Below are 23,798 nucleotides of genomic sequence, written 5' to 3' on the forward strand. Positions count from 1 at the left end.
ACGCCCGTTACAGGTGTGCGCCGTCCTGCGGGTCGCGGCTGCTCATGGCGGTCACCTCACGGTGCGCGCGGCTGCCCGAGTGGGCCTCTGCCTCGAGCCGGGCGAGCAGGTGCGGGTAGTGGTACTCGAACGCCGGCCGCTCGGAGCGGATCCGCGGGATCGAGGTGAAGTTGTGCCGCGGCGGCGGTGAGGACGTCGCCCACTCCAGCGAGTTGCTGTGCCCCCACGGGTCGTCCGCGGTGGTGATCTCGCCGTACCGGTAGGAGTGGTAGACGTTCCACACGAACGGGATCATCGACGCGCCCAGGACGAACGAGCCGATCGTCGAGAACGTGTTCAGTGCGGTGAAGCCGTCCGTCGGCAGGTAGTCGGCGTAGCGGCGCGGCATGCCCTCGGCGCCCAGCCAGTGCTGCACGAGGAACGTCATGTGGAAGCCGATGAACGTCAGCCAGAAGTGCACCTTGCCCAGCTTCTCGTCCAGGAACCGGCCGGTGAACTTGGGGAACCAGAAGTAGAAGCCGGAGTACACCGCGAACACGATCGTCCCGAACAGCACGTAGTGGAAGTGCGCGACCACGAAGTAGGTGTCCGACACCTGGAAGTCCAGCGGCGGGCTGGCCAGCAGCACGCCGGTGAGCCCGCCGAACAGGAACGTCACGAGGAACCCGACCGCGAAGATCATCGGCGTCTCGAAGGTGACCGAGCCGCGCCACATCGTGCCGATCCAGGTGAAGAACTTCATCCCGGTGGGCACGGCGATCAGGAACGTCATCACGCTGAAGAACGGGAGCAGGACGGCACCGGTGGTGAACATGTGGTGCGCCCAGACGGTCATCGACAGCGCCGCGATGGACATCGTCGCGATGACCAGGCCCTTGTAGCCGAACAGCGGCTTGCGGCTGAACACCGGGATGACCTCGGTGATGATGCCGAAGAACGGCAGCGCGATGATGTAGACCTCGGGGTGGCCGAAGAACCAGAACAGGTGCTGCCACAGCATCGCGCCGCCGTTGTTGGCGTCGAAGACCTGCGCGCCCATCTTCCGGTCGACGTACAGCACCAGCAGTGCCGCGGTGAGGATCGGGAAGGCGAGCAGCACCAGCAGGCTGGTGACCAGGATGTTCCAGGTGAAGATCGGCATCCGGAACATCGTCATTCCGGGGGCACGCAGGCAGACCACCGTGGTGATCATGTTGACGGCGCCGAGGATGGTGCCGAGGCCGCCGATGCCGAGGCCGATGATCCACAGGTCGGTGCCGACGCCCGGCGAGTTCACCCCGTTGGACAGCGGCGTGTACATCGTCCAGCCGGCGTCGGCCGCGCCGCCCGGGGTGAGGAAGCCGGACATCGCGGTGAGCGCGCCGAACAGGTACAGCCAGTAGGAGAAGGCGTTCAGCCGCGGGAAGGCGACGTCGGGCGAGCCGATCTGCAGCGGCAGCACCAGGTTGGCGAACGCGAACACCATCGGCGTGGCGAAGAACAGCAGCATCACCGTGCCGTGCATGGTGAACAGCTGGTTGAACTGCTCGGGCGTCAGGTACTGCATGCCCGGGCGGGCCAGCTCGGTGCGCATCAGCAGGGCCAGGATGCCGCCGACGGCGAAGAACACCAGCGCGGTGACCATGTACATCCGGCCGATGAGCTTGTGGTCGGTGGTGCGCAGCAACTGCCCCAGCATCGACCCCTTGGGCCGCTCGTGCACCGGGAAGGAACGGGCGACGATCGTGGTGGGCTCGAGCGGTGCCGAAGCGGCCGCCGTGGGCTCAACGGTCGTGGTCAACGAGTGCCTCCCGGTCGGGGTCTACAAACTCGAACGCCGGTCCGGGAGAGCCGGCCGACGCTCTCCGAAGGATAGTCATCGCCCCGGCTGCCGGACGCACCGGGAGCGGTCACGGATGAGCGGCCTCGCCATTCGGACTTCCGATACGCTGTGTTGCGATGTATGTCCGATGTGAGGACACGGGCAAGTCAGCTGCCGGTGCCGAGGGGCCCCGGCCGGGTCACGGAGGGTGTGAGTGGCGGGACCACGCGGCGCTTCCTTCCGCCCCGCGGCGGGCCCGATCCGCGCTGGCCGGCCTAGTCGTCAGCAGGCCGTCGTCCTCGTCGTCGCACTGCTCGCCGTAGCCGGCGCGATCGTCACCGCCTCGTTCGCGGTCAAGCCCAGCAAGGCTCGCTCCTTCGACCTGTACTACGGGTCGGTCTACCTGAACGACAACACCGCCCCGGTCGCGGTGGACCTGGCCAGCGGCAAGCCCAGCGTCCGGCTGCAGAGCGCGTACACGCAGGTCTCGGCCAAGGAGTCCGGTGATCTGGACGTCGTGCCGCTCGCCTCGGGCACGCTGATGCTCGACAACGTCACCGGCGAGTTCAACATGGTCGACAACAGTGGCTACGTGCTCAAGGCCGAAGGTGGCGGCGTGCCGCTGCCGGCAACGACCGACGTGACGACCGCGACCGGCATCGCGGCCGGCGATTCGGCGTACATCGTGCGGACCGGCGCGTCCGGGACGTCGGTGTACCTGGTCAGCCAGTCCACCGTCGGTGCCGCGGTCGGCGGCGGCAAGACCCAGCCCCGCGCGTCCGCCCAGATGAACGACCCGGCCAGCAGCGTCAAGACGACGGCCGGCAGCGCGAACGGCGCCCTGTGGCTGCTCGTGGGCTCGGGTGACTCGCGCACCGTGCGCGAGCTGCGCGTGCCCGCCGGCAGCAACGCGGGCGTCGCGCTGTCCAGCCACGACCACGGCACGGTGAACGGGGTCGCCGCGCTCGGCGTCGCGACCGTGAAGGGCGACGGCACCGGCGGGGACGCCGTCGCGGTCGCGAGCAAGGACGCGGTCCAGGTGTTCTCGCCGGACGGCACGTCACACGCGCTGTCGGTCCGCATGCCTGCCGCCGTGGACCAGATCCTGCCGGTGACCAACCAGCGCGGCAGCTTCGCGTTCCTGTACCACGGCAGCGCCGGCTGGAGCCTGGTGCGCACCGGTACGACGGGCGGCGGCACGGCCGGCGTGACGCAGTTGCCCGCCCTCGGCACCGCGGCCAAGCTGGCCGTTCCCTCGCAGAGCAACGGGCTGCTGTACACGCTGGACCTCGGCGACGGCGCGCTGTGGCAGTTGCCGCGTCAGGGCGAGCCGGCGCGCGTGCCGGCGGTGAACACGTACCCGATCCTCACCGGCGAGACGAGCGACTTCAGCACCGCGACCGTCTACGGAAGCGGCTCGCGGGTGATCTTCAACTCCCGCTCGAAGCTGGAAGCGGTGACGGTGTTCACCGACGGCAGCCACAAGCCGTTCGTCATCGACAAGCGCACGGCGTTCAGCCTCAGCCCGAACGGCGCCGCCGCGCTGAGCGACCTGCACCGGCCGCCGCCCGGTCCGACGAGTGCGCCGCCGACGTCCAAGCCGCAGCAGAACCAGCAGGTCACCGACAAGATCGACTGCAAGACCACGACGCAGATCCCGCACATCCCGACTGTAGAGCTGCTGGATCGAGGCGCCCGCTCGGTGCAGATCCGGTGGAACTATCCGCTGCTGGACCGGCAGGACTGCGAGCCGTCGACGTACACGGTCTCGGTGCAGGTGGTCGGCAACGAGAAGGCCCCGCAGGCGCCGGCTACCCAGACGATCCAGGGCACCGACAGCGTGAACGTGACCGGGTTGTTCCCGGACACCGACTACCGGATCGTGGTCGACGCCTATATCAACGGCAAGCACACTCCGTCGCAGCCGCTGCTGGTACGCACCAGCATCGAAGGTCCGGCGGCGCCGACCGGCGTGCACGCAGCGCCGGACACCCTGGGCAACTGGACGGTCACCTGGGACTCGTGCGGCGGCATCCAGAACGGTTGCGTGCCCGCGGTCAACTGGACCGTGATCCCGCAGTTGTGCGACGGCGGCGCGGGCCTGGTCAGCGCGCCGGCCAACGCCCACTTGATCGGCGACCCGACCCAGCACAGCTTCACGATGGTCTACAAGGGGCGCGATGACCTGCTCGGGCGCGGGCTGAGCTTCCAGGTGGCCGGTGTCGGCGAGAAGGGCACCACCGGTACCACGTCCAAGGCGTCCTCCTGCCAGTACAGCTGGCGCGCGCCCGATCCCAGCAAGATCCAGGTCGCCGCGAGCACGCCGCCACAGACGTCGGTGTCCGGCACGACCAGCACGAAGGTCAGCCTGTCGTTCACCGGTGACGAGAACGTGGCGATCGGCGGTGTCGGCGGCCAGTTCACCTACCAGCTGCTCTCCGGCGGCTCCGTCGTCACGACCAAGGGGCCGACCGCGGACACCAGCGTCCTGCTCGACGGCATCCTGCCCGGCCAGTCGTACCAGGTCAGGGTCGTCGTCAGCCCGCCGCGCCATCCGACCGCCTCGGTGTCGCTGAACCCGGTGGACGTGCAGGCCGCGGTCGCCAACTGGCCGGCGATCAGCGCCACGGCATCGTTCGCGAAGACCAACGCGAACCGGGGCACGCTCAGCGTGAGCATCAACGGGCTGGCCAGTTCGGACGCCCGGGGCGAGACCTTCGACCTGGTGAACTCGCGGCTGGTGTGCGGCAACAGCAGCCTCGACCTTGAAGCGACCAACTTCGATCCGGCGAATCCCGGCTCGAAATTGACCTTCGACGGCATCGACCGGTCGCAGTACTACGACGACTGCAAGGTCACCGTGCAGTTGGCCGAGAACGCCTCGACCAAACGCTCGCCCGCCTACTTCGGCGGCAACCCGTCCGGTTCGGACGCCTCGCCCAGCTTCACCATCCCGGTGCCGGACCTGGACACCACAGCCGACCAGTTCAAGGCTAACTTCGTCGACACGGGCATTCTCGGCCAGCCGCGGGTAGCGGTGTCCTACCAGGGTGGCAACAGCCGGATCGGTCAGTTCTCGGGCTCGTGGGTACTTCAGGTGCAGCGCTCGGACGACAACGGCGCGACGTGGACAAACTGCGGTGACTCCTCGAACGGCAACGCGGCCGCGGCTCCGGTCACGATCATCCTGCCCTACAGCTGCTATTCGCGCTCGGCGAGCTGGCAGGTCACCGTCGATTTCACGTACTTCCGCCAGTCTCCGTCGCCGGCCTATTCCGTACCCGTGGACAAGAGCACGGCACCGGCCCCGGTGGACCCGGCCCAGATCAAGTTCGGCGACGCGGTCTGGGACGGATCCAGCATCAAGCTCGACTATGAAGGCAGCTACGACACGTCGACGATCAGCCAGCTGAACTGGACCGTGACGGTGACTTCCTCGGGTTCACCGGGCGTGACCTGCGCGAGTTCAACCGATTGGCACGTCCTGTACAACACATCGTCACTCGCAGTGGACCTTACCGCCGCGACGGGTTGCCCGCCGTTGACCGGCCCCGATCCAGGCACTCCGTCCACCTATACCGTCGCGATCCACTTCGACGACCCCAACTACAAGACCACCGGCGACTACAAGACCCCCGACGACTTCGCCCTCACCGGCGCCCCGACCCCCTAGCCCGATCGTTCAGTCACGACAACCAGGAGCACTATGACCGGCCCCGCTGATCCGATCTCTCGCGTCGCACACGAGGTCGATCGCCTGTGCACGAACATCGGCTACGTCATCCAGGGCAAGCCGGAGGTGATCCGCAACTCGGTGATCTGCCTGCTCGCCGAAGGTCACCTGCTGCTGGAGGACGTGCCCGGCACCGGCAAGACGTCGCTGGCCCGCGCGCTCGCGTCCTCGTTGTCGGTGACGTGGAACCGCATCCAGTTCACCCCGGACCTGCTGCCGTCGGACGTCACCGGCGTGTCGATCTACAACCAGGCGACGCACGAGTTCGACTTCAAGCCCGGCCCGGTGTTCGCCAGCATCGTCCTCGCCGACGAGATCAACCGTGCCTCGCCGAAGACCCAGTCGGCGCTGCTGGAGGTGATGGAAGAGGCGACGATCAGCATCGACGGCGTCGTGCACCAGATGCCCCGGCCGTTCATGGTGGTCGCGACCCAGAACCCGATCGACATGGAGGGCACCTACATCCTTCCCGAGGCGCAACTGGACCGGTTCCTGATGAAGCTGACGGTGGGCTACCCGACCGCCGAGGCGGAGGCGGCCGTGCTGCGCACCCAGAAGATGGGCCCCACCGTCGATCACCTGTCACCGGTGCTCAGCGCGCAGGACATCGCCGGCATGATCGGCGCGGTCAAGCAGGTGGAGGTCGCGCCGGTTCTGGAGAACTACATCGTCGCGGTGGCGACGGCGACCCGCACCATGTCCGAGCTGCGCCTGGGCGTCTCGCCGCGCGGCAGCCTGTCCCTGCTGCGGGCCGCTCGGGCGGCGGCAGCGGCGGCCGGCCGCTCGTTCGTCGTCCCCGAGGACGTCAAGCAGATGGCGCCCGTGGTGTTGTCGCACCGCGTCATCCTGCAGCCGGAAGCGGAACTTCAGGGCCGCACCGGCGCCGAGTTGGTGGCGCGCGCGCTGCAGTCGGTGCCGGTCCCGCGCGCGGCGAACGTCTGAGCCACGCGGGACGCGACCGACGATGACGCGAATGGGTGTGGCGGCGCTGCTCGGTGGCATCGCTGCGCTGGTGCTGGGCCTGGTGCTGGGCTGGACGGCCTTCGACCTGCTCGGGATCGGCCTGCTCGTGCTCGTCGGGATCGGCCTGGTAAACATCCTGCGTCCGTCACGGCTGGCGATCGATCGCGCCATCCAGCCGCCGCGCGTCCCCAAGGGTTCGCCGGCGATCGCGGTGCTGACGTTCGCGAACCGGGGCCGCCGCACGATCGGCGTCACGGTCGCGAACCAGCCGTTCGGCGACACCTCGGTGCGCACGATCATCCCGAAGATGCGGCGCGGTGAACGGGGCATGCGAACCTACCGGCTGCCCACACGGCACCGCGGAGTCTTCGACGTCGGGCCGGTCGAGGTCACCCGGCGCGACTCGTTCGAGATGTTCCGCGCCACGCGCAAGCACGGCGAGGTCGAGCGTATCTGGGTGTACCCGCGCGTGCTGGGCTTCCGCACGCTGCCGACCGGGCAGACGCGTCACCTCGAGGGCCCGTCGTCGGACACCTCGCCGCAGGGCAACATCACCTTCCACCGGTTGCGCGACTACGTGGTGGGCGATGACCTGCGGCTGGTGCACTGGCGTTCGTCCGCGCGCACCGGGACGTTGGTGGTCAAGCACAACGTCGACACCTCTCAGCCGTACACCGTGCTGCTGTTCGACCAGCGTCCGGGCCGGTACACCGCCGAGGCGTTCGAGGAGGCAGTCGACGTCGCAGCCTCGGTCGTGGTGTCCGGTGCAGCGAACAAGGCTCCGGTGGAACTGCGGCTGACCAACGGAACGGTGATCGGCGGGCCGCGGCTGCGCGAGGTGACACCGCTGATCGACCACCTGACCGGCGTCGAGGCCGACCCGGACGGTTCACTGCAGACCCAGCTGATCGCATTGCGCCGGGCCCGCGGCGGGACGTCGTTCATCATGGTCACCGGCGTCCTCGAACAGGCCGATCTGCCTTACGTGACCGCACTGCGCAGGCGATTCGACCGGCTGGTCGTCGTGTCGATAGACCCGGACCGGCCCGGTCCACCGCACTTCCCCGGCGTGCGGATCATCGTTGCCGCCGACGCCGACGAGGCCTGTGCCGCGTGGAACCTGCAGGTACAGGTATGACCACCCCACGAAACTGCTCCTCCCCCGCCGGCTATGCCTTCATTGGCGGGGGGACCCCCACTAGCACTCCGCACTTTCGCGGGGGCCCCGGATGAGCACGCCGATCGTGCGGCGCGCGATACCGATGGCGTTGCTCCCGCTGACACTGGTCGCGGGCGTCCTGGCCGCCACCCCGTGGCTGCGCTCCTTCCCATCCGACGTGGTGGCCGTGCCGCTGTACGGCGCGGCCGTCATCAGTCCGCTCGTGCCGGCGGTCACCGTGCGCTTCGGCGTGCGCCGGGTGTGGGCCTCGCTGCTGATCGACGTCGCCGCCTTCGTCGTCTACACGCTGCTCGCCGCGCTGCACGACCCGCTTGCGTTCTCCGACCTGATCGACGGTCTGTTCCGCGGTCCGTCGCAGATCCTCACCTTCGCACTGCCGCTGGTGAGCCCGCGATCACTGCTGGTGGCGCCCGTCGCGCTCGCCTGGCTGGCGGGCGCCATCGCCGGCGAGTGCTTCACCCGGCGCTGGTTCACCGTGTTGCCCTACCCGGCGCTGCTGCTGGGCTATGGCCTGGCCTACGCCGCCACCGTGCGCGCCGCCGAGTCCGGTGCGCCGGTCTCGCGGCAGAACGAACTGGTCATCGCGGGCTTGCTGCTCGGGACGTTGCTGCTGATGCGCGTCGCGCAGACCTGGGTGCGTCAGGACGAGACGTCCGAGTCGACGCAGGCCGACGGCATTCTGCCAATGCGCGGGCTGGTCGTCGGCGCCGCGACCACGGTCGTCGTCGCGCTGGTGGCCTCGCTCGTCGCGCAGTCCTCGGCGTTCACCCGGACCACGACCACGCCGCAGCGGGTGCCGTCCGTCGACGACTCCAAGCCGCTCACCCCGGTGGCGTTCATCGCCTCGCTGCGGCCGGCCGACGACAAGGCGCCGGGAGTGCCGGTGTTCACGGTGCAGACCAGCCGTGACGCGCCCGGGTACTTCGGCATCGCCAACGTCGACAGCTACGACGGCGAGGGCTGGTCGTTCGATCGCACCTTCCGCCCGTCCGGTGGCGTGCTGCCGGACGACACCGACACCTCCTTGCGGCTGGCCGGTGCGACCACCACGCAGGCGATCACGATCGCGAAGGGGCCGCTCGCCGGTACCGCGTGGATGCCGTACCTCTACCGGCCGCAGAAGGTCACCGGCGCGTCGGTCAACATCGACCCGGCGAGCGGCATGATCGTCCCCGCCGGGCGCCTTGCCCAGGGCGAGCACTATCAGGTCGAGTCGCGGGTCAGCACCACGACGTTCGACAAGCTCGGCAAGGCCGCGGTGGCGGACACCTCGACCGGCGCCCAGAACACCGCGCTGCTGCCCGGGCAGCGGCCGTACCTGGCCGACGCGATCCAGGCGTTCAGCGACGAGACCGGTGTGCCGTCCAGTCCGGCGATCCCGTTCCTTCAGGCGCTGCAGAAGGACCTGCAGACGCGCTACTCGCTGTACGGCACCACGTCGACTGCTGCCAGCTCGCCGGCTCCCCCGACGGGCACGAGCGAGCACCGTCTGGTCCAGCCGCAGTTCAAGCCCACGACGCGACCGCCCGCGAAGAACACACCCCCGAAGACGACGCCGGCCAGGACTCCGGCAAAGCCGACCACTCCCGCGGCAACCCCGACGACGCCGGCGGCGCCGGTCGAGTCGTTCGGACCGCGGCAGGGCACGACCGGCCTGTCCGACGTGCTCGCCTCGATCGTGCTGGGGGCGCGCACCGGCACCGCCGAGCAGTACGCGACGCTCGTGGCACTGTTGGCGCGCCAGCTCGGCGTGCCGGCGCGGCTGGTCACCGGGTTCCGCGTGAGCGATGTGGACGGCGGCACGCTGCGTCACGGACGGTACGAGGTGACCACCAAGCAGGCGTGGACCTGGGTGGAGATACCGATCGTCGGTAAGGGCTGGGTGGTGCTGGACGCCGCGCCCAGCTCGGTGTCCAACGCCCGGGCGTCCAGCAGCGCGGCCGCGAGCCCGTCGCCCACGCCGACCAGTTCGCCGACGCAGAACGTGCTGATCACCAAGAGCAACGGCGGCCACGCGATCGCCCCGAAGAGCGACGTGCCCGCGGGCCCCGGCGCGTCGCACAAGGCGCTGGTCGTCGCACTGCTCATCACGTTCGGAGTCCTGGTGCTGGCGGTGCTCGTCCTGCTGTTGCTGCGCAAGGGGCTGCGCCGCCGACGGCGGCAGCGCGACCCTGATCCGCGCGCGCGAGTCGTCGGGGCGTGGCGCGAATCGATCGACGTGCTCACCGAGGCCGGACTGCCGGATCTGACCAACCTGACGAGCGCGGAGATCGCCGGGCTCGCCGGTGCACAGTTCGGCGCCGACCCCGGCTCGCAAGTCAGCTACATCGGGCAGACCGCCAACTCTGCCGCCTACAGCACCGCGCTGCTCGTCGGACCGCGGGACGCAGACGCAGCCTGGCAGGCCGAGAAGGCCCTACGGCGGCAGGTGAACCGCCAACTCGGGCTCCGCGGACGGTTCACGGCGTGGCTGCGCTATCACCGCAATCCGCACGTCGAGGTGATCGAAGGACCACGGTCCTGGGCAACCGAGTCCGCGGGACGGCATGCCGCGCCGCGTAAGGCTCGCTGGTTCCGGCGGCGCGGTCACTGAATCTGCGCCGGTCACGGTTGGGCTCGGTCGGATCGCCTTTCGCCGCTTGCAGCTCTGCCGTGACGAGCCCTGCGTCGACGCGCTCAGCGACGGGGAGTTGGTTGCTCGGTCGGTTGCGCTGCTCGGTCTCTGCCCGCGCCTCGGTTGCTTTACGTCCCAAGAGCGCTGCGACGGGGAGCCGGATGCTCGGTCAGCCTGCGCTGCTCGGTCAGCCTGCGCTGCTGGTCGCCTCACGCTCGGGTTCGCCTGCGTCGAAGTGTGCACCGACGCGGAGCTGGGTGCTCGGCCGGTTGCCGCTGCCGGGTCGCCTCTTGCTCGGGTTGCGCCGCGTCGAAGTGCGCACCGACGCGGAGCTGGGCGCTCGGTCGGGTTGCGTCGCTGGGTCGCCTTCCGCCGGTGGTGTGCATCCGGTCCGGACGTCGTGCTCGTTCTGTCGGGATCAGCCGATAAAATAAGGCGAAAGTCCATCGTCAAGGGTTGACAAGGCAGGCACATGCTGTAGAATCAGACGCATGGGCGAGTCCGATCAGATCATGGTTGACGGGATCACCGTCGACCTGGTCGACCCCGCCCAATGCACCCCACTACCCACCAGCTCGGACGTGCTGCACCGGCCCGACCAGGCCGCCGGCGCGGCGAGCGTGCTGCACCCGTCCGGTGCGGTGTTGACCGCGGTCGAGTCGCTGCTGCCGGGCCGGCTCTCGGACACCGGCCTGATCGACGCCCTGCAGGCCTGTGACCGGCTGCGGGCGCTGGTCGATGCCAAACAGAGCGAACTGCTCGCCGAACTCGCCCACCGCGACCCCGGCGGTGAGCAGTTCCTGCGCGAGGAGGCGGCGCTCGCGCTGCACCTGGCGCCGGCCACCACCCAGGACCGCCTCCAGTGCGCCAGCGAACTGAGCGGGCGGTTGTGGGACACGTTCGAACTGCTGCGCTCGGGGTACCTGTCCGCGGTGCACGCCCGCATCCTGGCCACCGCATGTAGCGACCTGCCCGATCCGGTGGCCGCGAAAGTGCAGGCCCAGGTGCTGCGCCGGGCTCCGGGTCAGACACCCGGTGAGTTCCGCGCCGCCGTGCGCCGCGCGGTCGCCAAACACGACGCGAAGAGCCAGAACGAGAAACACCGACAGGCGGCTGCGCAACGGCACGTGCGGCGCGAGCAGGTCGAGGACGGGATGGGCTGGTTGACCCTGTTCGCCCCGGCCGACGGCATCGAAACCGTATGGACCGCCGTCAACGCCTGGGGCACGAAGACCAGCCGCGAGGACCAGCGCGCCGCCGACCAACGCCGCGCCGACGCCCTCGTCGAGATCTGCACCGCCGCTATCTGTCAAGTCAAATGAGACAGTTGTGGTCAGTTGATTTGGGGTTGAAGGTCGGGCTGGTTGATCCAGAACTGGATCGGCATGACCGGCGGGTGTGGTCGGCGGCCGAACCGGTCGGGGTGGGCGTGGTAGGCCGCAGTCAGCGTGTTCTGCCGCTGTTGATCGATCGCGTCGGCGGTGCCGAAGTGCACCGACGCGGGTGTATGCCAGGCGATGCCGGAATGCCGATGAATGTAGTTGTACTCGTGGAAGAAGCCGGCGCAGAACTGTCGGGCGTGCGCGAGCGAGGTGAACGAGGACGGGAACTCGGGCAGGTACTTCAGGGTCTTGAACTGCGCCTCGGAGAACGGGTTGTCATTGGACACGCGGGGTCGGGAGTGGGAGCGGGTGACGCCCAGGTCGGTCAGCAGCGCCGAGACGGGTTTGGAGGTCATCGAGGTGCCGCGGTCGGCGTGCACGGTATGCGGGACGGCGCCGTTGCGGTAGATCGCCTCGGCGATGAAGTCCTTAGCCAGCAGGGAATCCTCGACCGGGCTGACGATCCAGGACGGGTTGAACCGGGAGAAGATGTCGATCAGCACGTACAGCTGGAACCAGATCCCCTTGGCCGGTCCGCGCAGCTTGGTGATGTCCCAGGTCCACACCTGCGACGGGCCGTCGGCGAGCAGTTCGGGTTTCACTTTGGCCGGGTGGGTGGCCTGCCGTCGGCGTTCACGGCTCTGCCCAGCCTCGCGTGCGATCCGGTACATGCTCGAGGCCGAGCACAGGTAGCGGCCCTCGTCCAGTTCCCGCGCCCAGATCTGCCCGATCGACAGGTCCGCGTAGACCGGGCTGTTGATCAGCGTGAGCACCGCCGCCCGCTCAGCCACCGTCAGGGCCTGACCGTTGTCCGGCACCGCCCGCGCCGGCCGCGGGCCATGAACCGGTCCGCGGGCGTGCCGGTAGTGCGTCGCGCGGGACCGGCCGACAAGCACGCACGCCTTCTTGATCGATACCTCGGCGCTACGGAGTTCGGCGAACGCGGTGTTCATCGCCTCCTCGACGAGCTCGTCGTGCCCGTGCTCTCGGAGACGGTCTCCAAGAGCCCTTGCAGTTTTCCCATGATCTCCACCACCGCCTGCGACTTGGCCAACTCACGGGCCAACCGCTGGTTCTCCGCCCGCAGCCGGCCCGGATCATCCTTGCCACCCGAGCCGGTCACCCGGTGCGCCCGCCGCGGCGCTGACGCCCCGCTGGCCAACGCGTCTCGGGCCACCATCCACTTCTGCACGTGCGACTGGTACAGGCCCTCACGGCGCAGCACCGCGGCCTTCAGCCCGTGCGGCGCCGCCTCGTACTCGGCCACCACCCGCGCCCGATACTCCGCGGTGAACGAACGCCGGAACGGACGCGCCGCCGGATCAACCGCCGCTTCTGCCGGACCAGCCGCCGGATGATCAGCACCACCAGGAAGGGCCGGAATGTTGCTACTCACGAGACGATCTCCTGTCGTGCCCTCACCGGTGGCCCGGGGCTCCGGGGTGTCTCAACACAGCCTGACAGACATCCCATGCTGAAATTTGTCAAGCGGCGGCGACGCCAGTATCGGTTTGGTGGTGCTGCCAGGCGGTGTTTTCGTCGTAGAGGGTGCCGGTCTTCAGGCAGCCATGCAGGATGCCGACGAGCCGGTTTGCGAGTTGGCGGAGCGCGGCGTGGTGGCCGATTCCGCGGCCCCGGATCGCGTCGTAGTAGGCCCGCGCGCCCGGTGACCCGTTCAGCGCGGAGAACGCTTGCTGGTGCAGCGCGGAACCGAGTCGCCGGTTGGTGGCGTAGCGGGCGAGCACGATGCTCTTCTTGCCGGAGGCTCGGGTGATCGGGCTTTGCCCGGAGTAGTTCTTGCGTGCGCGTGCGCTGGCGAACCGTCCGGTGTCATCGCCGAACTCGCCCAGGGTGCGGGCGGCCAGTACTACCCCGAGACCCGGCTGGCTGAGGTAGATATCAGCCGCCGGGTGCCGCCCAAAATGCTCATCCACCACCTGCCCGAGCTGCGTGATCTGCTCGTTGAGGGCGGTGATGATGCCGACCTGCCCGGACACCACAACCGCGTAGGCTCCTTGCGTCGTGGCTGGTTGACGCAACGCCGGTGCCCGCAGCACCGCCTGCAGTGCCTCTGTCTTGGCTTCGGCGTGGTGGCGACGTGCTGTCCGCAGCACCGCCAGCAGCTGGCCCCGGGTCAGCCTCGCTGCCCGATCGGGGTCCGCGGGCGTGTCAGATGGTCTGTGTGAGGGGTTGAGCTAACCCCGTGCGGGAGGCTCCTGCGGGAGCTGTCGCACAGATCGGAGAACACGATCATGACGATCACGATGATGCCGGGCGGCCGGGCCGCTGCGGTGAACGAGGTGCCGTCGGCGGTGGCCGATCAGCTGGTGTCGGCGACACTGGAGGACATGGCCAAGCGCAGCCGCAAGGACGAGCCGGTGCCACCGGCGCGGGTGGCGGCGCGCAAGCTGGTGGCCGAGATGGCCGGGCAGGGCTGGCTGGACGATCTGATGTCGAAGGTCGGTGACGACGGTGTCGCGTTGACCGGCGACGGCGGGTTCCTGCCGGAGATGATCAAGGCGGTGCTCGAGCGTGGACTCGAGGCCGAGCTCACCGATCACTTGGGCTACGAGCGTGGTGACCCGGCCGGGGCCGGGTCTGGCAACTCCCGTAACGGGTCGACGCCGAAGACGTTGTTGACCGAGGTCGGGCCGGTCGATCTGGACACGCCGCGGGATCGGGTCGGCAGCTTCACGCCCCGGCTGGTACCGAAGGGGACCCGCCGCCTCGGCGGCCTGTCGGACATGATCATCAGCCTCTATGCCGGTGGGATGACGGTGCGCGACATCGGCCACCACCTGCAGCGGGTCTATGGCACCGAGCTGTCCCATGACACGATCTCCAAGATCACCGACGAGGTCCTCGAAGAGGTCAAGGCCTGGCAGACCCGTCCCCTGGACGCGGTCTATCCGGTGATCTTCATCGACGCCCTGGTGGTGAAGGTCCGCGACCAGAACGTAGTGCGCAACAAGGCCTGTCACGTGGTGATCGGCGTCGATACCGACGGCGTGAAGCACGTGCTGGGCTTGTGGGTTCAGCAGCAAGAAGGCGCTCGGTTCTGGAACCAGGTGCTCGGCGAGCTGCGCAACCGCGGAGTGCGCGACGTGCTGATCGCCTGCTGCGACGGCCTGGTCGGGCTGCCAGAGGCGGTCGAGTCGACCTGGCCGCAGACAGTGGTGCAGACCTGCGTGGTCCACCTGATTCGCGCCTCGCTGCGTTACGTGTCCTACAACGACCGCAAGGCCGTCGCTGCGGCGCTCAAGCCGATCTACACCGCGGTCAACGCCGACGCCGCCTTCGACGAGCTCACCACGTTCGCCGACTCCGAACTCGGCAAGAAGTACGGCGCCACCGTCGCAGCGTGGGAACGAGCCTGGGACCGGTTCGTGCCGTTCCTGGCCTTCCCACTGGAGGTTCGCAAGGTCATCTACACCACCAACTCGATCGAGTCGTTGAACTACCAGCTCCGCAAGATCATCAAGAACCGTGGCCAGTTCCCCAATGACGACGCCATCATCAAGCTCATCTGGCTGGCCATCCTCGACATCGAAGACAAGCGCGCCGCTCTGCGAGAGAAGGACAAAGGCAAGCCGGCGAACAAGCGCACCGCCCCGCCCCGCCTGATCGAAGGCGCCACCACCACCGGCTGGCGCGCCGCCATCAACGCCCTCGACCTGGCCTACCCCGGCCGGCTCCCCGCCGGCCTCTAACCCAACGATCTTGACCACTTACACAGAAGACTTGACAGGCTCGGGTCCGCGGCCCGCGCCAACAACGACAGCGCGTCCGGTGCCGACAAGTCCTCAAACGCCTGCACTGCGGCGGGAAAGTACTGCAGCAGGGTGGAACGCAGCCGCAGCACCTGACGGGTCCGTTCCCAGATTGCAGTCTGGTGGGCTCGCGCCAGCAGTTTGATCGCGTCGACCAGATCGCTGTCCCCGGCGATCGGACGGTGGTGATCACGGTCCAGGCGGACGATCTCGGCGAGCACATGCGCATCACCGGCGTCGCTCTTCGCCCCAGAGGTCGAGTACCGGTCGCGGTAACGCGCCGCCGACATCGGGTTGATCGCGTACACCACATAGCCGGCTGCCCGCAACGCCGTCACCCACGGGCCACGGTCGGTCTCGATCCCGACCACCACCTGCCCGGCCACCTGCTCCGACGGAAGTTCTGCCCAGGCCGCCGGGGCCTGCTCGGCCACCAGCGCATGCAGCCTCGTAATGCCCTCCACCCCCTCAGGCAACCGAGCCCGAACCAGTCGGCGGCCGGCCTCGTCCTCGAGCTCGATGTCGTGGTGGTCTTCAGCCCAGTCGTCTCCGATGAACAGCACCCTGCAAACAACTCCTCCAGATAGCCCGACATGTTCACAGCACCCGGAGACATCTGCAACCTAATGATCAAGTGCTCACGCCGAAGCGGGCACGACATCCCATCAGCAGTTCAGTCACCGGCGTACCGGCAGGCGCACGATCTGTCAGTAGGCCTCCGAAGGGGGCCCGGGACGGGGAGTGCTGACCTGCCGGCCGCTGCTACAGCTGAGCCTCCCATCGAAGCCCCGCTGATCTCATTAGGGAGGGCGCCGCCCTGGCCCTGCCCGGCCTACCCGCCGAACACGGACTACGCCCGAGCGTGAACGTCACCCTCGCCGCCAGCACCCTGGCCGGGACCGACAACCAACCCGGCTACCTCAACGGCGAACCCGTCCCCGCCGACATCGCCCGGCGCCTCGCCACCCAACCCGGCGCCCAGCGCCACTACTGGCCCGTCGACCAGACCGGACACCTCCTCGACCAAACCTGCCCGCACGCACCCGGCACCCCGAACCGGCCCGGGATCGACAGCAGCCTGATCACCCACCGCTACCAACCCACCACCACCATCACCCGGCACGTCATCACCCGCGACCAACACTGCGTCATGCCCGGCTGCCGACGCAGAGCCCACACCTGCCAACTGGATCACCGCACACCCTGGCCCGACGGCCCCACCAGCGCGACCAACCTCGAACCCCTCTGCAAAAGGCACCACGACCTCAAACACCACGCCCGCTGGACCCTCACCCGCACCCCCGACGGCACCTACCACTGGACCTCGGCAACCCGACACCACTACCACTACCGACCACCCGAACTACCCATACCCCAACCCGAACCACCGAAGCAGACCGGACCCGACCCCAACGACCAACCACCGCCCTACTGATCTTGGCCGACATTCCGCCGCCGATCAGGAATACCCCGGTTGCTCAGCCGTTCGCGAACTGCTGCGCACGTACGCGATAGGCATCGAGCAGGGCATGTACATGCCGCAACTCGCCACCTTGCCTGCGGGTAGCTGGGAGTTCGATCGCTCCAGCCGGAGTCAGCGCCACGAGGACCCCCTTGGCGGTCGGACCGGTGTTCCCGTCCGGGAAGTGCGGTTCGAACGACGTGACCTGGCTCCACGGCAACCGTTCGCGATGCAGCATCGAGCGCATCGTGAGGTGCTGCTCGTCGACCGTCAACGACGACAAGCCGGCCCGGACGGTCAGCCGGGGGCGCAAGTAGTTGGGATCGATCGAGATGTCCCCGACGAACTGCGGCGCCGAAGCGACGAACTGCGGATTCGGCGAACGCACCGCCCACGTCGGCACACCCTGCGCACCCGCTGTCGGCGCGCCCCCTGCTGCTGCGCGCGAATCGCTCGGCGGGATCGGGAACTGCTCGGCGGGCTGGCCATCGTCGCCCGGCGGTGCCACAGGCGACCACCACGACGTCGCCAGCGCAGGTGCGTGCCGCGTCTGAACCGGCTCGAACATCGGCTCGGGCTCGAATGCCGGCTCGGGCTCGAGCGGCGGCGCCTCGCTTGGTGCCTGCACCTGTGGCGCCGGTTCGGCCGCCGCGGGCACGCTCGGCGTCCAGTCCACGACCGGCCCAGGATCGGCGGGACGCGCGGCCGGGCGCGGCATCTCGAAACCGAGCGCGGTGTCGTCGTCGATGTCGATCGGTACCCGCCAGGGACGCTCCGGCTCCACTGCGGCGGGTTCAGGTGCCGCGGGTTCGGGTGCGACCGCTTCGGGTGCGACCGGTTCGGGTGCGACCTGCTTCGGTAGCGCTTCGGGCGCCGGCCGGTGAGCCGCAACCTCGGCATGCGCTTGCAGCGCGGCAGACTCATGCGCGACAGGCTCAGACCACACCGGCGCCACCGCTTCGGGCACGACGACTGCCGGTTCTGGCTGTGGCGGTTCTGGCTGTGGCGGTTCTGGCGGCTGTACAACCGGAGGCGACACAGAGTCAGCGGGAGCCTGAGCGTTCGGCATCGGCAGACGATCCGCGCCCCGCACCGGGCTCGGCGCGTCCGCGGGCAAAGCGGCCGGCGGCAGTGGAATGACCGGTGGCCCGCTCGGCGGCGGGAAGCTGCCGATCGGCAAGCCCGTCGGCGGCGGGAATTCGCCAGGCGGCGGAAAACCCGCTGGTGGGATCGGTCCTGTCTGCGCCGGGGGCATCGCCGGCCCGGGTGGCTGTTGGCCGGCGATCCCTGGCTGCGTCGCCGCGACCGGCGTCGCCGCGAACGGCGTCGTCGCAACCGGTGGTGGCCCGACCGGTGGTGGCCCGACCGGTGGCGGCCCGACCGGTGGCGGCGTGGCAGCAGCAGGGATCGAGGGTTGCGGGGCGGGTTGCCAGCCCGCCGGAGGCGCGACCGGCACCGGTTGACCGGCCGGCCCAGCAGGCCCAGGCGGCACAGCCCGCGCCGGCATCGGCGGCGCAGCGGCCACCGGCGCCGGACCCGGAGCGCGATTGGCCGCGGGGGCCGTGTCGTGGGCGATCACGTCGGGCATCCGCATGATGTCCGGCACCCAGCCGGAAGCGGTGCTCGCCGGCCCGCGGATCAGGAACTGCGTGCGCGGCCAGCCCTGGCTGACCTCGACGTTGGCCAGCTCGCCGGCGAACTCCGACGCGGTCGGCGGCCGGTGGTCCTTGTCCTTGCTCATCGCCCGGATCAGCAGGTCCGAGAGCTGCATCGGCACCCCGGTGCCCATCAGCGGCCGCACCGGATCGCGCAGGATCCGCAAGATCACCGAGGCAGGCGACTCGCCGTCGTACGCCCGGAACGCCGACTGCCCCGCGATCAGCTGGTACAGCGACGATGCCAGCTCGTACACGTCCGTCGCCGCGGACGTGCCACCGCCCTCGAGCAACTCCGGCGCGGCATGCAGTGTGGTGAAGTCGAACAGGCCCGCGGTCGTCTGCGTCGAGGACTGCAGCATCGCCACGCCGAAGTCGGCGAGTGCGGGCTCGCCGAACTCGGTCACCAGGATGTTCTGCGGCTTGACGTCCCGGTGCAAGATCCCGCCGCGGTGCGCCGTCTCCAGCGCGCCGGCGATCTTGATTCCGATGGAGACGGCGTCCTGCACCGGCAGCCCGACCCCGCCGTGCAACCGGTCGGCGATCGCGCCCGAGCACAGTTCGAGCACCAGCACCGGCCGTCCGTCCGCCGTCCGGAACGTGCGGAACAGCGTGACGATGTTCGGGTGCGAGCTCAGCGACCCCAGCGCGACCGATTCGCGCTCGAACGACTCGATCGCGCGCGCCGAGGCGTCGCGCACATTGAGCAGTTTGAGGGCGACGAGCCGTCCGGTGTCGATCTCCCGGGCCCGGTAGACGGTGGCGAGGCTGCCTACGCCGATCTCGAAGGTCTCGACGAAGCCGGGAAACATGTCGTTGCCGGTCGCCTTGTCCTTGCGCCGCAGCGCCACGGTCTTCCCTTCGTCCTCCCAGGCAGTTCGCGTCCGAGAATAACAAGCGAATCCGGGCAGAACATGCCTTCGGGCGACCGGGTGGCCATGATCAGCCGAGGGCGGCCATCGGCTGCGTCCGGCGCGGGCGCACCAGCGCCACCGCGAACGCGGCCGCCGCGACCGCCGAGATCGCCAAGACCACCAGCGTCACGGCCATGGCATGGCCGGATGCCCGCGGGCCCGGGGCATGCACGAGCGTCAGGTAGGTCGTGCCGAGCGTCGCCACGCCGACGACCTGGCCCAACTGGAACACCGTCACCAGCACGCCGCTGGCGTCCGCGGCGTCGGCGAGCGGCACGTGGGTCAGGGCCACCGCGATGATCGGGCTGAACGCCAGACCCAGCGCCAGACCGATGATCAGCAGCACGACCTCGAACTCGGCACCGCCACTGCTGCCGCCGCGAAGTACCGGCGCCAGCGCGAGGTAGCCGAGCGCCGCCACCGCCATCCCGAACGGGATCATCGGCCCGTGCAGCCGCGGCGGCAGCAACCGCCAGGTCAACCCGGTGGCAGCGAAGCCCACCGCGACCGGCGCGAACACCAGCCCGGCGTGCGCGGGGCTCTCCCCCAGCCCGGACTGCAGATGCAGCGCCATCGCGAACAGGTAGCCCCCGTAATTGATCATGGCCACGAACAGCGCGGCCGCGCCAACCACCAGGCCTGGGGCGCGCAGCACCCGGCCGGACACCAGCGGCGCACCGCCGCGAGCGGCGAGCCGCCGCTCGATCACGACGAACCCGGCGAACGCGAACGCGCTGGCACCGAGCGATACCCATCCCCACACCGGCCAGTTCTCCTCGTGACCGAGCACCAGCGGCACGACGAGCAGCAGAACAGCCACCGACAAGGTCAGCACACCGGCCGGGTCGAGCTGCCGGGCACGCTCGCCCCGGTCGGCCGGCAGCAACCGGCCGGCCAGCACCAGCAGCACGATCCCGATCGGGACGTTGACGAGGAACACCGGCCGCCAGCTCGTCCCGAACAGGTCGGCGCTGACCAGCACGCCGCCGAGCACCTGGCCGATGACCGAGCCGCAGGCGATCACGGCCGAGTACAGCGACAGTGCCCGCGCGCGCGCCGGCCCGGCGAAGTTGCGCTGGATCAGGCTCATCACCTGCGGCATCATCAGCGCCGCACCGACGCCCTGCACCAGCCGGAACGCGATCAGCGCTCCGGTCGTGGGCGCCAGCCCGCACAGCAGCGACGCGGCCGTGAAGGCGATCAGGCCGGCCCGGAAGGCGCGACCGTGGCCGAACCGGTCGCCCAGCCGGGCACCGGTGATGAGCAGGACGGCATAGCTGATCGTGTACCCGGCGATCGAAAGTTGCAGCCCCGCACCGGACGCGTGCAGGTCCGAACGCAGGGTCGGCGCGGCGACGTTCACGATCGCGACGTCGAGGATCGCCATGAACTGCCCGAGCAGCAGCACGGCCAGGAGAGGACCCGGCCGGGCCCGGGCGGAGGAGTCGGCGGGACGATCGAGAACAGCGGTCATGCAACTCAGGCTCCGGCCGCGGCGACACCGGTGGTGAGTGCCCGGTGATCCTGGTACCCACAGCACCCGTTTGGGCCGATGTCGGTGGCGCAGGCTGTAATGATGAGCGTGATGGCAGGCACGTACAGCAAGGCGCGGCGCGAGGAACTGGCCTCGTTCCTCCGCTCGCGCCGCGACCGGGTCACCCCGGCGGATGTGGGCCTCGCACCGGGCGTCCGCCGGCGCACGCCCGGCCTGCGCCGCGAAGAGGTCGCGCAGCTCGCCGGCGTGGGCGTCACGTGGTACACCTGGCTCGAGCAGGGCCGTCCGATCAACGCCAGCGTGCAGGTCCTCGACGCGATCGCGCGGGTGCTGCGCCTCGGCGGCAGCGAACGCTGGCACCTGTACCGGCTCGCCGAGGTGCCCGGCGTCCCGTCACCGCCGTCCAACGAGAACGTGCCTTCGGAAGTGTTCGCGGTGCTCGACGCGCTCGACCCGTCACCGGCGTGCGTCTACAACGGCAAGTACGACCTGCTGGCCTGCAACGAGGCCTACGCGGCGCTGTTCCCGTACCTCGTCGAGGCCACCGGCATCCGGCGCAACGCGCTCTGGCAGATGTACGCCGGCCCCCAACCGGCACCCGTCACCGACCTCGACGTCTGCACCGCGATGATCGCGACGCTGCGCGCCAACTACGCCAACCACGTCGGCGAACCGGAGTGGGTCGAGCTCATCGACACGCTGTGCGCCGCGAACTCCGAGTTCGCCCGGCTGTGGGCCGAGCACCCGATCGCCGAGCCCGGCATGCCGGTCACCAAAGCGTTCCAGTGCTTCGGCCTGGGGACGGTGCGGGTGCGGGCCACCGGCTTCCCGCTGGCCCGCACTGTCGACCTGCGCATGGTGGTCTACATCCCCGAGACGGCCGCCGACGTGGCGCTGATCGGCGAACTCCGCGCCCGGGTGGCGCGCCGGCTGCAGCCCGCCTGACCCGGAGCCGAGCTAGCTCTCGCCGCCGATGCCGGCGGCCACCTGCAGTTCCTCCGCATGCTCGACGCGGTCGAGTTCGGTCCGTTCCGGCTGCGCGATCTCGCCACGGTCGGCTGCGGCCAGCGCGCGGTGCACGCTGGAAAGCACGATCGCGGCCACCAGCACCGTCCCGGCGCCGAGCACGAACGGCACGTGCGCATTGAAGTGCTCGACCAGCTTCCCGGCGACGAACGGGGCGAGCCCGCCGCCGATGAAGCGGACGAAGCCGTAGGTCGCCGACGCCACCGGACGCTCGACCGGCGCGATGCTCATGACTGCGGTGGTCACCAGGGTGTTGTTCACGCCGATGAAGATGCCGGCCACGATCACCGCGACGATCACCGTCGTGGGGTTGTCCGGCCAGATGCCGATCACGGCCAGGTCGGCGGCCATCAGCACGAAGTTGCCGTACAGCGTCGTGGCGGTGCCGAACCGGGCCTTGAGCCACGGCGCGCCGAACACGGCGAAGATCGCCACCAGCACGCCCCAGGCGCAGAACACCAGGCCCAGCTTGATCGGGCTGGAGATGCCCATCAGGAACGGCGAGTAACCGAGCAGCGTGAAGAAGCCCCAGTTGTAGAGCAGCCCGACCACGCTCGTGGTCGCGAGCGCGCGGTGCCGAAGCGCCTTGATCGGTTCGGTGATGCTCTCCTTGCGCTCGGGCGTCGGCGTCTTGGGCAGCAGGAACACGGTCGCGATCAGCGCGATGCCCATCAGCACGGAGACCCCGAAGAAGGGCGCGCGCCAGCTGACGTTGCCCAGCACTCCGCCCAGCAGCGGGCCGGCCGCGATGCCGATGCCCAGCGCCGTCTCGTACAAGACGATCGCTCCGGCGAACCCGCCGGACGCCGAGCCGACGATCACCGCGAGGGAGGTCGCGATGAACAGGGCATTGCCCAGCCCCCAGCCGGCGCGGAAGCCCACGATCCCGTCGATGCCGCCCGAGGCACCGGCGAGCGCGGCGAACACGACGATGAGCGCGAGACCGGTGATCAGGGTGCGCTTGGCCCCGATGCGGCTGGACACCCATCCGGTTACCAGCATGGCGACCGCGGTGACCACGAGGTAGCTGGTGAACAGCAACTCGACCTGGGCCGGCGTCGCGTGCAGCTTGTCGCGCAGCGAGGCCAGGATCGGGTCGACCAGGCCGATGCCCATGAAGGACACCACGCAGGCGAACGCGACGGCCCACACCGCGCGGGGCTGCTTGAACGGGCTGACGGCAACGCCGTGCGAACTCATGAACTGGTTACCTCGGATCGGATCGGGTTGTTGACAAGTCGTCGGACGGCGGGCAGGGCGGCGACGAGCAGGGCGCGGTCGTCGGGATCGAGACGTTTCACCTCGGCGAGCAGCGCCTGGGCCCGCGCGTCGTGGCGCTCGGCCAGCACGTCACGCCCGAGGTCGGTGATCCGGACCAGCGTGGCTCGCCCGTCGGTGGGGTCGGCGATGCGCTCGGCGTAACCGGCAGCCTCGAGCCGGTTCACCAGGGTGGTCATGCCCGGCTGCGAAATCGCCTCGCGCTCGGCCAGGTCGGAGATGCGCATCGGGCCGCGGGCGAGCAGGCTGTCCAACGTGGTGACGGTGCTGGTGCTGACCTGCTGGGGTGCCCTGCGGCGGACCCACATCGTCAGATGCTCGATACCCTCCGCCACGGCGCGCAGCTGATCGTCCACCCGGCAAGTGTATAACTCACTTATATAACCCTCCGATGTTCCGTGCCTCACGTCCCCGTTGAGTGGCGACTTCTCGGTTGAGTGGCGACCTGTAGCCCGCCACTCAACGCGAAACCCGCCACTCAACGAGAGGAGGACGGGACGGGTGGGGCAGGATCGGCACGTGACC

At 69.4% G+C, this 23,798-nt stretch carries 15 protein-coding genes and 2 pseudogenes; 8 read left to right on the forward strand and 9 right to left on the reverse strand.

The window, feature by feature from the left end; all coding sequences use genetic code 11:
- Positions 1-7: 7 nt before the first annotated feature.
- On the reverse strand, positions 8-1,723 hold the full coding sequence (gene ctaD / locus M6B22_RS05335) for an aa3-type cytochrome oxidase subunit I (RefSeq protein ID WP_407935645.1): 1,716 nt from the start codon (positions 1,721-1,723) through the stop codon (positions 8-10).
- Positions 1,724-2,015: 292 nt separating this feature from the next.
- On the opposite strand from ctaD, the gene M6B22_RS05340 reads away from it, so the two are divergent.
- The 5 genes from M6B22_RS05340 to M6B22_RS05360 all read left to right on the forward strand — a co-directional run bounded on the left by M6B22_RS05340 (position 2,016) and on the right by M6B22_RS05360 (position 11,613).
- Positions 2,016-5,474 carry a fibronectin type III domain-containing protein gene (locus tag M6B22_RS05340; RefSeq protein WP_269444744.1) on the forward strand — a complete coding sequence of 1,153 codons (3,459 nt, stop codon included), beginning with the start codon at positions 2,016-2,018 and terminating at the stop codon, positions 5,472-5,474.
- 33 nt (positions 5,475-5,507) lie between these two features.
- Positions 5,508-6,476: an AAA family ATPase gene (locus M6B22_RS05345; protein WP_269444745.1), complete on the forward strand. Its 969-nt coding sequence runs from the start codon at positions 5,508-5,510 to the stop codon at positions 6,474-6,476.
- Between the two features lie 31 nt (positions 6,477-6,507).
- Positions 6,508-7,635, forward strand: coding sequence for a DUF58 domain-containing protein (locus tag M6B22_RS05350; protein WP_269444746.1), 1,128 nt, complete (start codon positions 6,508-6,510; stop codon positions 7,633-7,635).
- A 91-nt stretch (positions 7,636-7,726) separates the two neighbouring features.
- A complete protein-coding gene (locus tag M6B22_RS05355) occupies positions 7,727-10,270 on the forward strand; it encodes a DUF3488 and transglutaminase-like domain-containing protein (RefSeq protein WP_269444747.1) in 2,544 nt (847 codons plus the stop codon).
- Between the two features lie 512 nt (positions 10,271-10,782).
- Positions 10,783-11,613, forward strand: coding sequence for a DUF222 domain-containing protein (locus tag M6B22_RS05360; protein ID WP_269444748.1), 831 nt, complete (start codon positions 10,783-10,785; stop codon positions 11,611-11,613).
- Between the two features lie 11 nt (positions 11,614-11,624).
- Here the strand turns inward: M6B22_RS05360 and M6B22_RS05365 are convergent, their stop codons facing one another.
- The 3 genes and pseudogenes from M6B22_RS05365 to M6B22_RS05375 form a co-directional block, all read right to left on the reverse strand.
- On the reverse strand, positions 11,625-12,626 hold the full coding sequence (locus M6B22_RS05365) for a DDE-type integrase/transposase/recombinase (protein WP_269444749.1): 1,002 nt from the start codon (positions 12,624-12,626) through the stop codon (positions 11,625-11,627).
- Positions 12,623-13,069, reverse strand: a complete 447-nt coding sequence (locus M6B22_RS05370; RefSeq protein ID WP_269442218.1) for a hypothetical protein — start codon at positions 13,067-13,069, stop codon at positions 12,623-12,625. Before M6B22_RS05370 ends, M6B22_RS05365 begins: the two co-directional genes overlap by 4 nt.
- 88 nt (positions 13,070-13,157) lie before the next feature.
- Positions 13,158-13,832, reverse strand: a pseudogene (locus tag M6B22_RS05375) (transposase); the annotation flags it as partial.
- 189 nt (positions 13,833-14,021) lie between these two features.
- Here M6B22_RS05375 and M6B22_RS05380 point away from each other — a divergent pair.
- The gene (locus M6B22_RS05380; RefSeq protein WP_407935646.1) at positions 14,022-15,383 is read left to right on the forward strand and encodes an IS256 family transposase; all 1,362 of its coding nucleotides are present in this window, start codon (positions 14,022-14,024) and stop codon (positions 15,381-15,383) included.
- A gap of 41 nt (positions 15,384-15,424) precedes the next feature.
- Here the strand turns inward: M6B22_RS05380 and M6B22_RS05385 are convergent.
- Positions 15,425-16,006, reverse strand: a pseudogene (locus M6B22_RS05385) (IS110 family transposase); the annotation flags it as partial.
- A 299-nt stretch (positions 16,007-16,305) separates the two neighbouring features.
- Here M6B22_RS05385 and M6B22_RS05390 point away from each other — a divergent pair.
- Positions 16,306-16,878 carry an HNH endonuclease signature motif containing protein gene (locus M6B22_RS05390; protein ID WP_269444750.1) on the forward strand — a complete coding sequence of 191 codons (573 nt, stop codon included), beginning with the start codon at positions 16,306-16,308 and terminating at the stop codon, positions 16,876-16,878.
- 43 nt (positions 16,879-16,921) lie between these two features.
- Here M6B22_RS05390 and M6B22_RS05395 read toward each other — a convergent pair whose 3' ends face one another.
- The gene (locus M6B22_RS05395) at positions 16,922-19,411 is read right to left on the reverse strand and encodes a serine/threonine-protein kinase (RefSeq protein ID WP_269444751.1); all 2,490 of its coding nucleotides are present in this window, start codon (positions 19,409-19,411) and stop codon (positions 16,922-16,924) included.
- Positions 19,412-19,502: 91 nt separating this feature from the next.
- On the reverse strand, positions 19,503-20,948 hold the full coding sequence (locus M6B22_RS05400; RefSeq protein ID WP_269444752.1) for an MFS transporter: 1,446 nt from the start codon (positions 20,946-20,948) through the stop codon (positions 19,503-19,505).
- A gap of 102 nt (positions 20,949-21,050) precedes the next feature.
- Here M6B22_RS05400 and M6B22_RS05405 point away from each other — a divergent pair, with 102 nt between their 5' ends.
- Positions 21,051-21,914 (forward strand): helix-turn-helix transcriptional regulator, encoded by an 864-nt coding sequence (locus M6B22_RS05405; protein ID WP_269444753.1) that lies wholly within the window; start codon positions 21,051-21,053, stop codon positions 21,912-21,914.
- A gap of 12 nt (positions 21,915-21,926) precedes the next feature.
- Here the strand turns inward: M6B22_RS05405 and M6B22_RS05410 are convergent, their stop codons facing one another.
- Both M6B22_RS05410 and M6B22_RS05415 read right to left on the reverse strand, forming a co-directional pair.
- A complete protein-coding gene (locus M6B22_RS05410) occupies positions 21,927-23,195 on the reverse strand; it encodes an MFS transporter (protein WP_269444754.1) in 1,269 nt (422 codons plus the stop codon).
- Positions 23,192-23,629, reverse strand: coding sequence for a MarR family winged helix-turn-helix transcriptional regulator (locus M6B22_RS05415; protein ID WP_269444755.1), 438 nt, complete (start codon positions 23,627-23,629; stop codon positions 23,192-23,194). The genes M6B22_RS05410 and M6B22_RS05415 overlap by 4 nt, the downstream gene beginning before the upstream one ends.
- Positions 23,630-23,798 lie beyond the last annotated feature (169 nt).

The sequence above is a fragment of the Jatrophihabitans cynanchi genome (genome assembly GCF_027247405.1).
Classification (GTDB): domain Bacteria; phylum Actinomycetota; class Actinomycetes; order Mycobacteriales; family Jatrophihabitantaceae; genus Jatrophihabitans_B; species Jatrophihabitans_B cynanchi.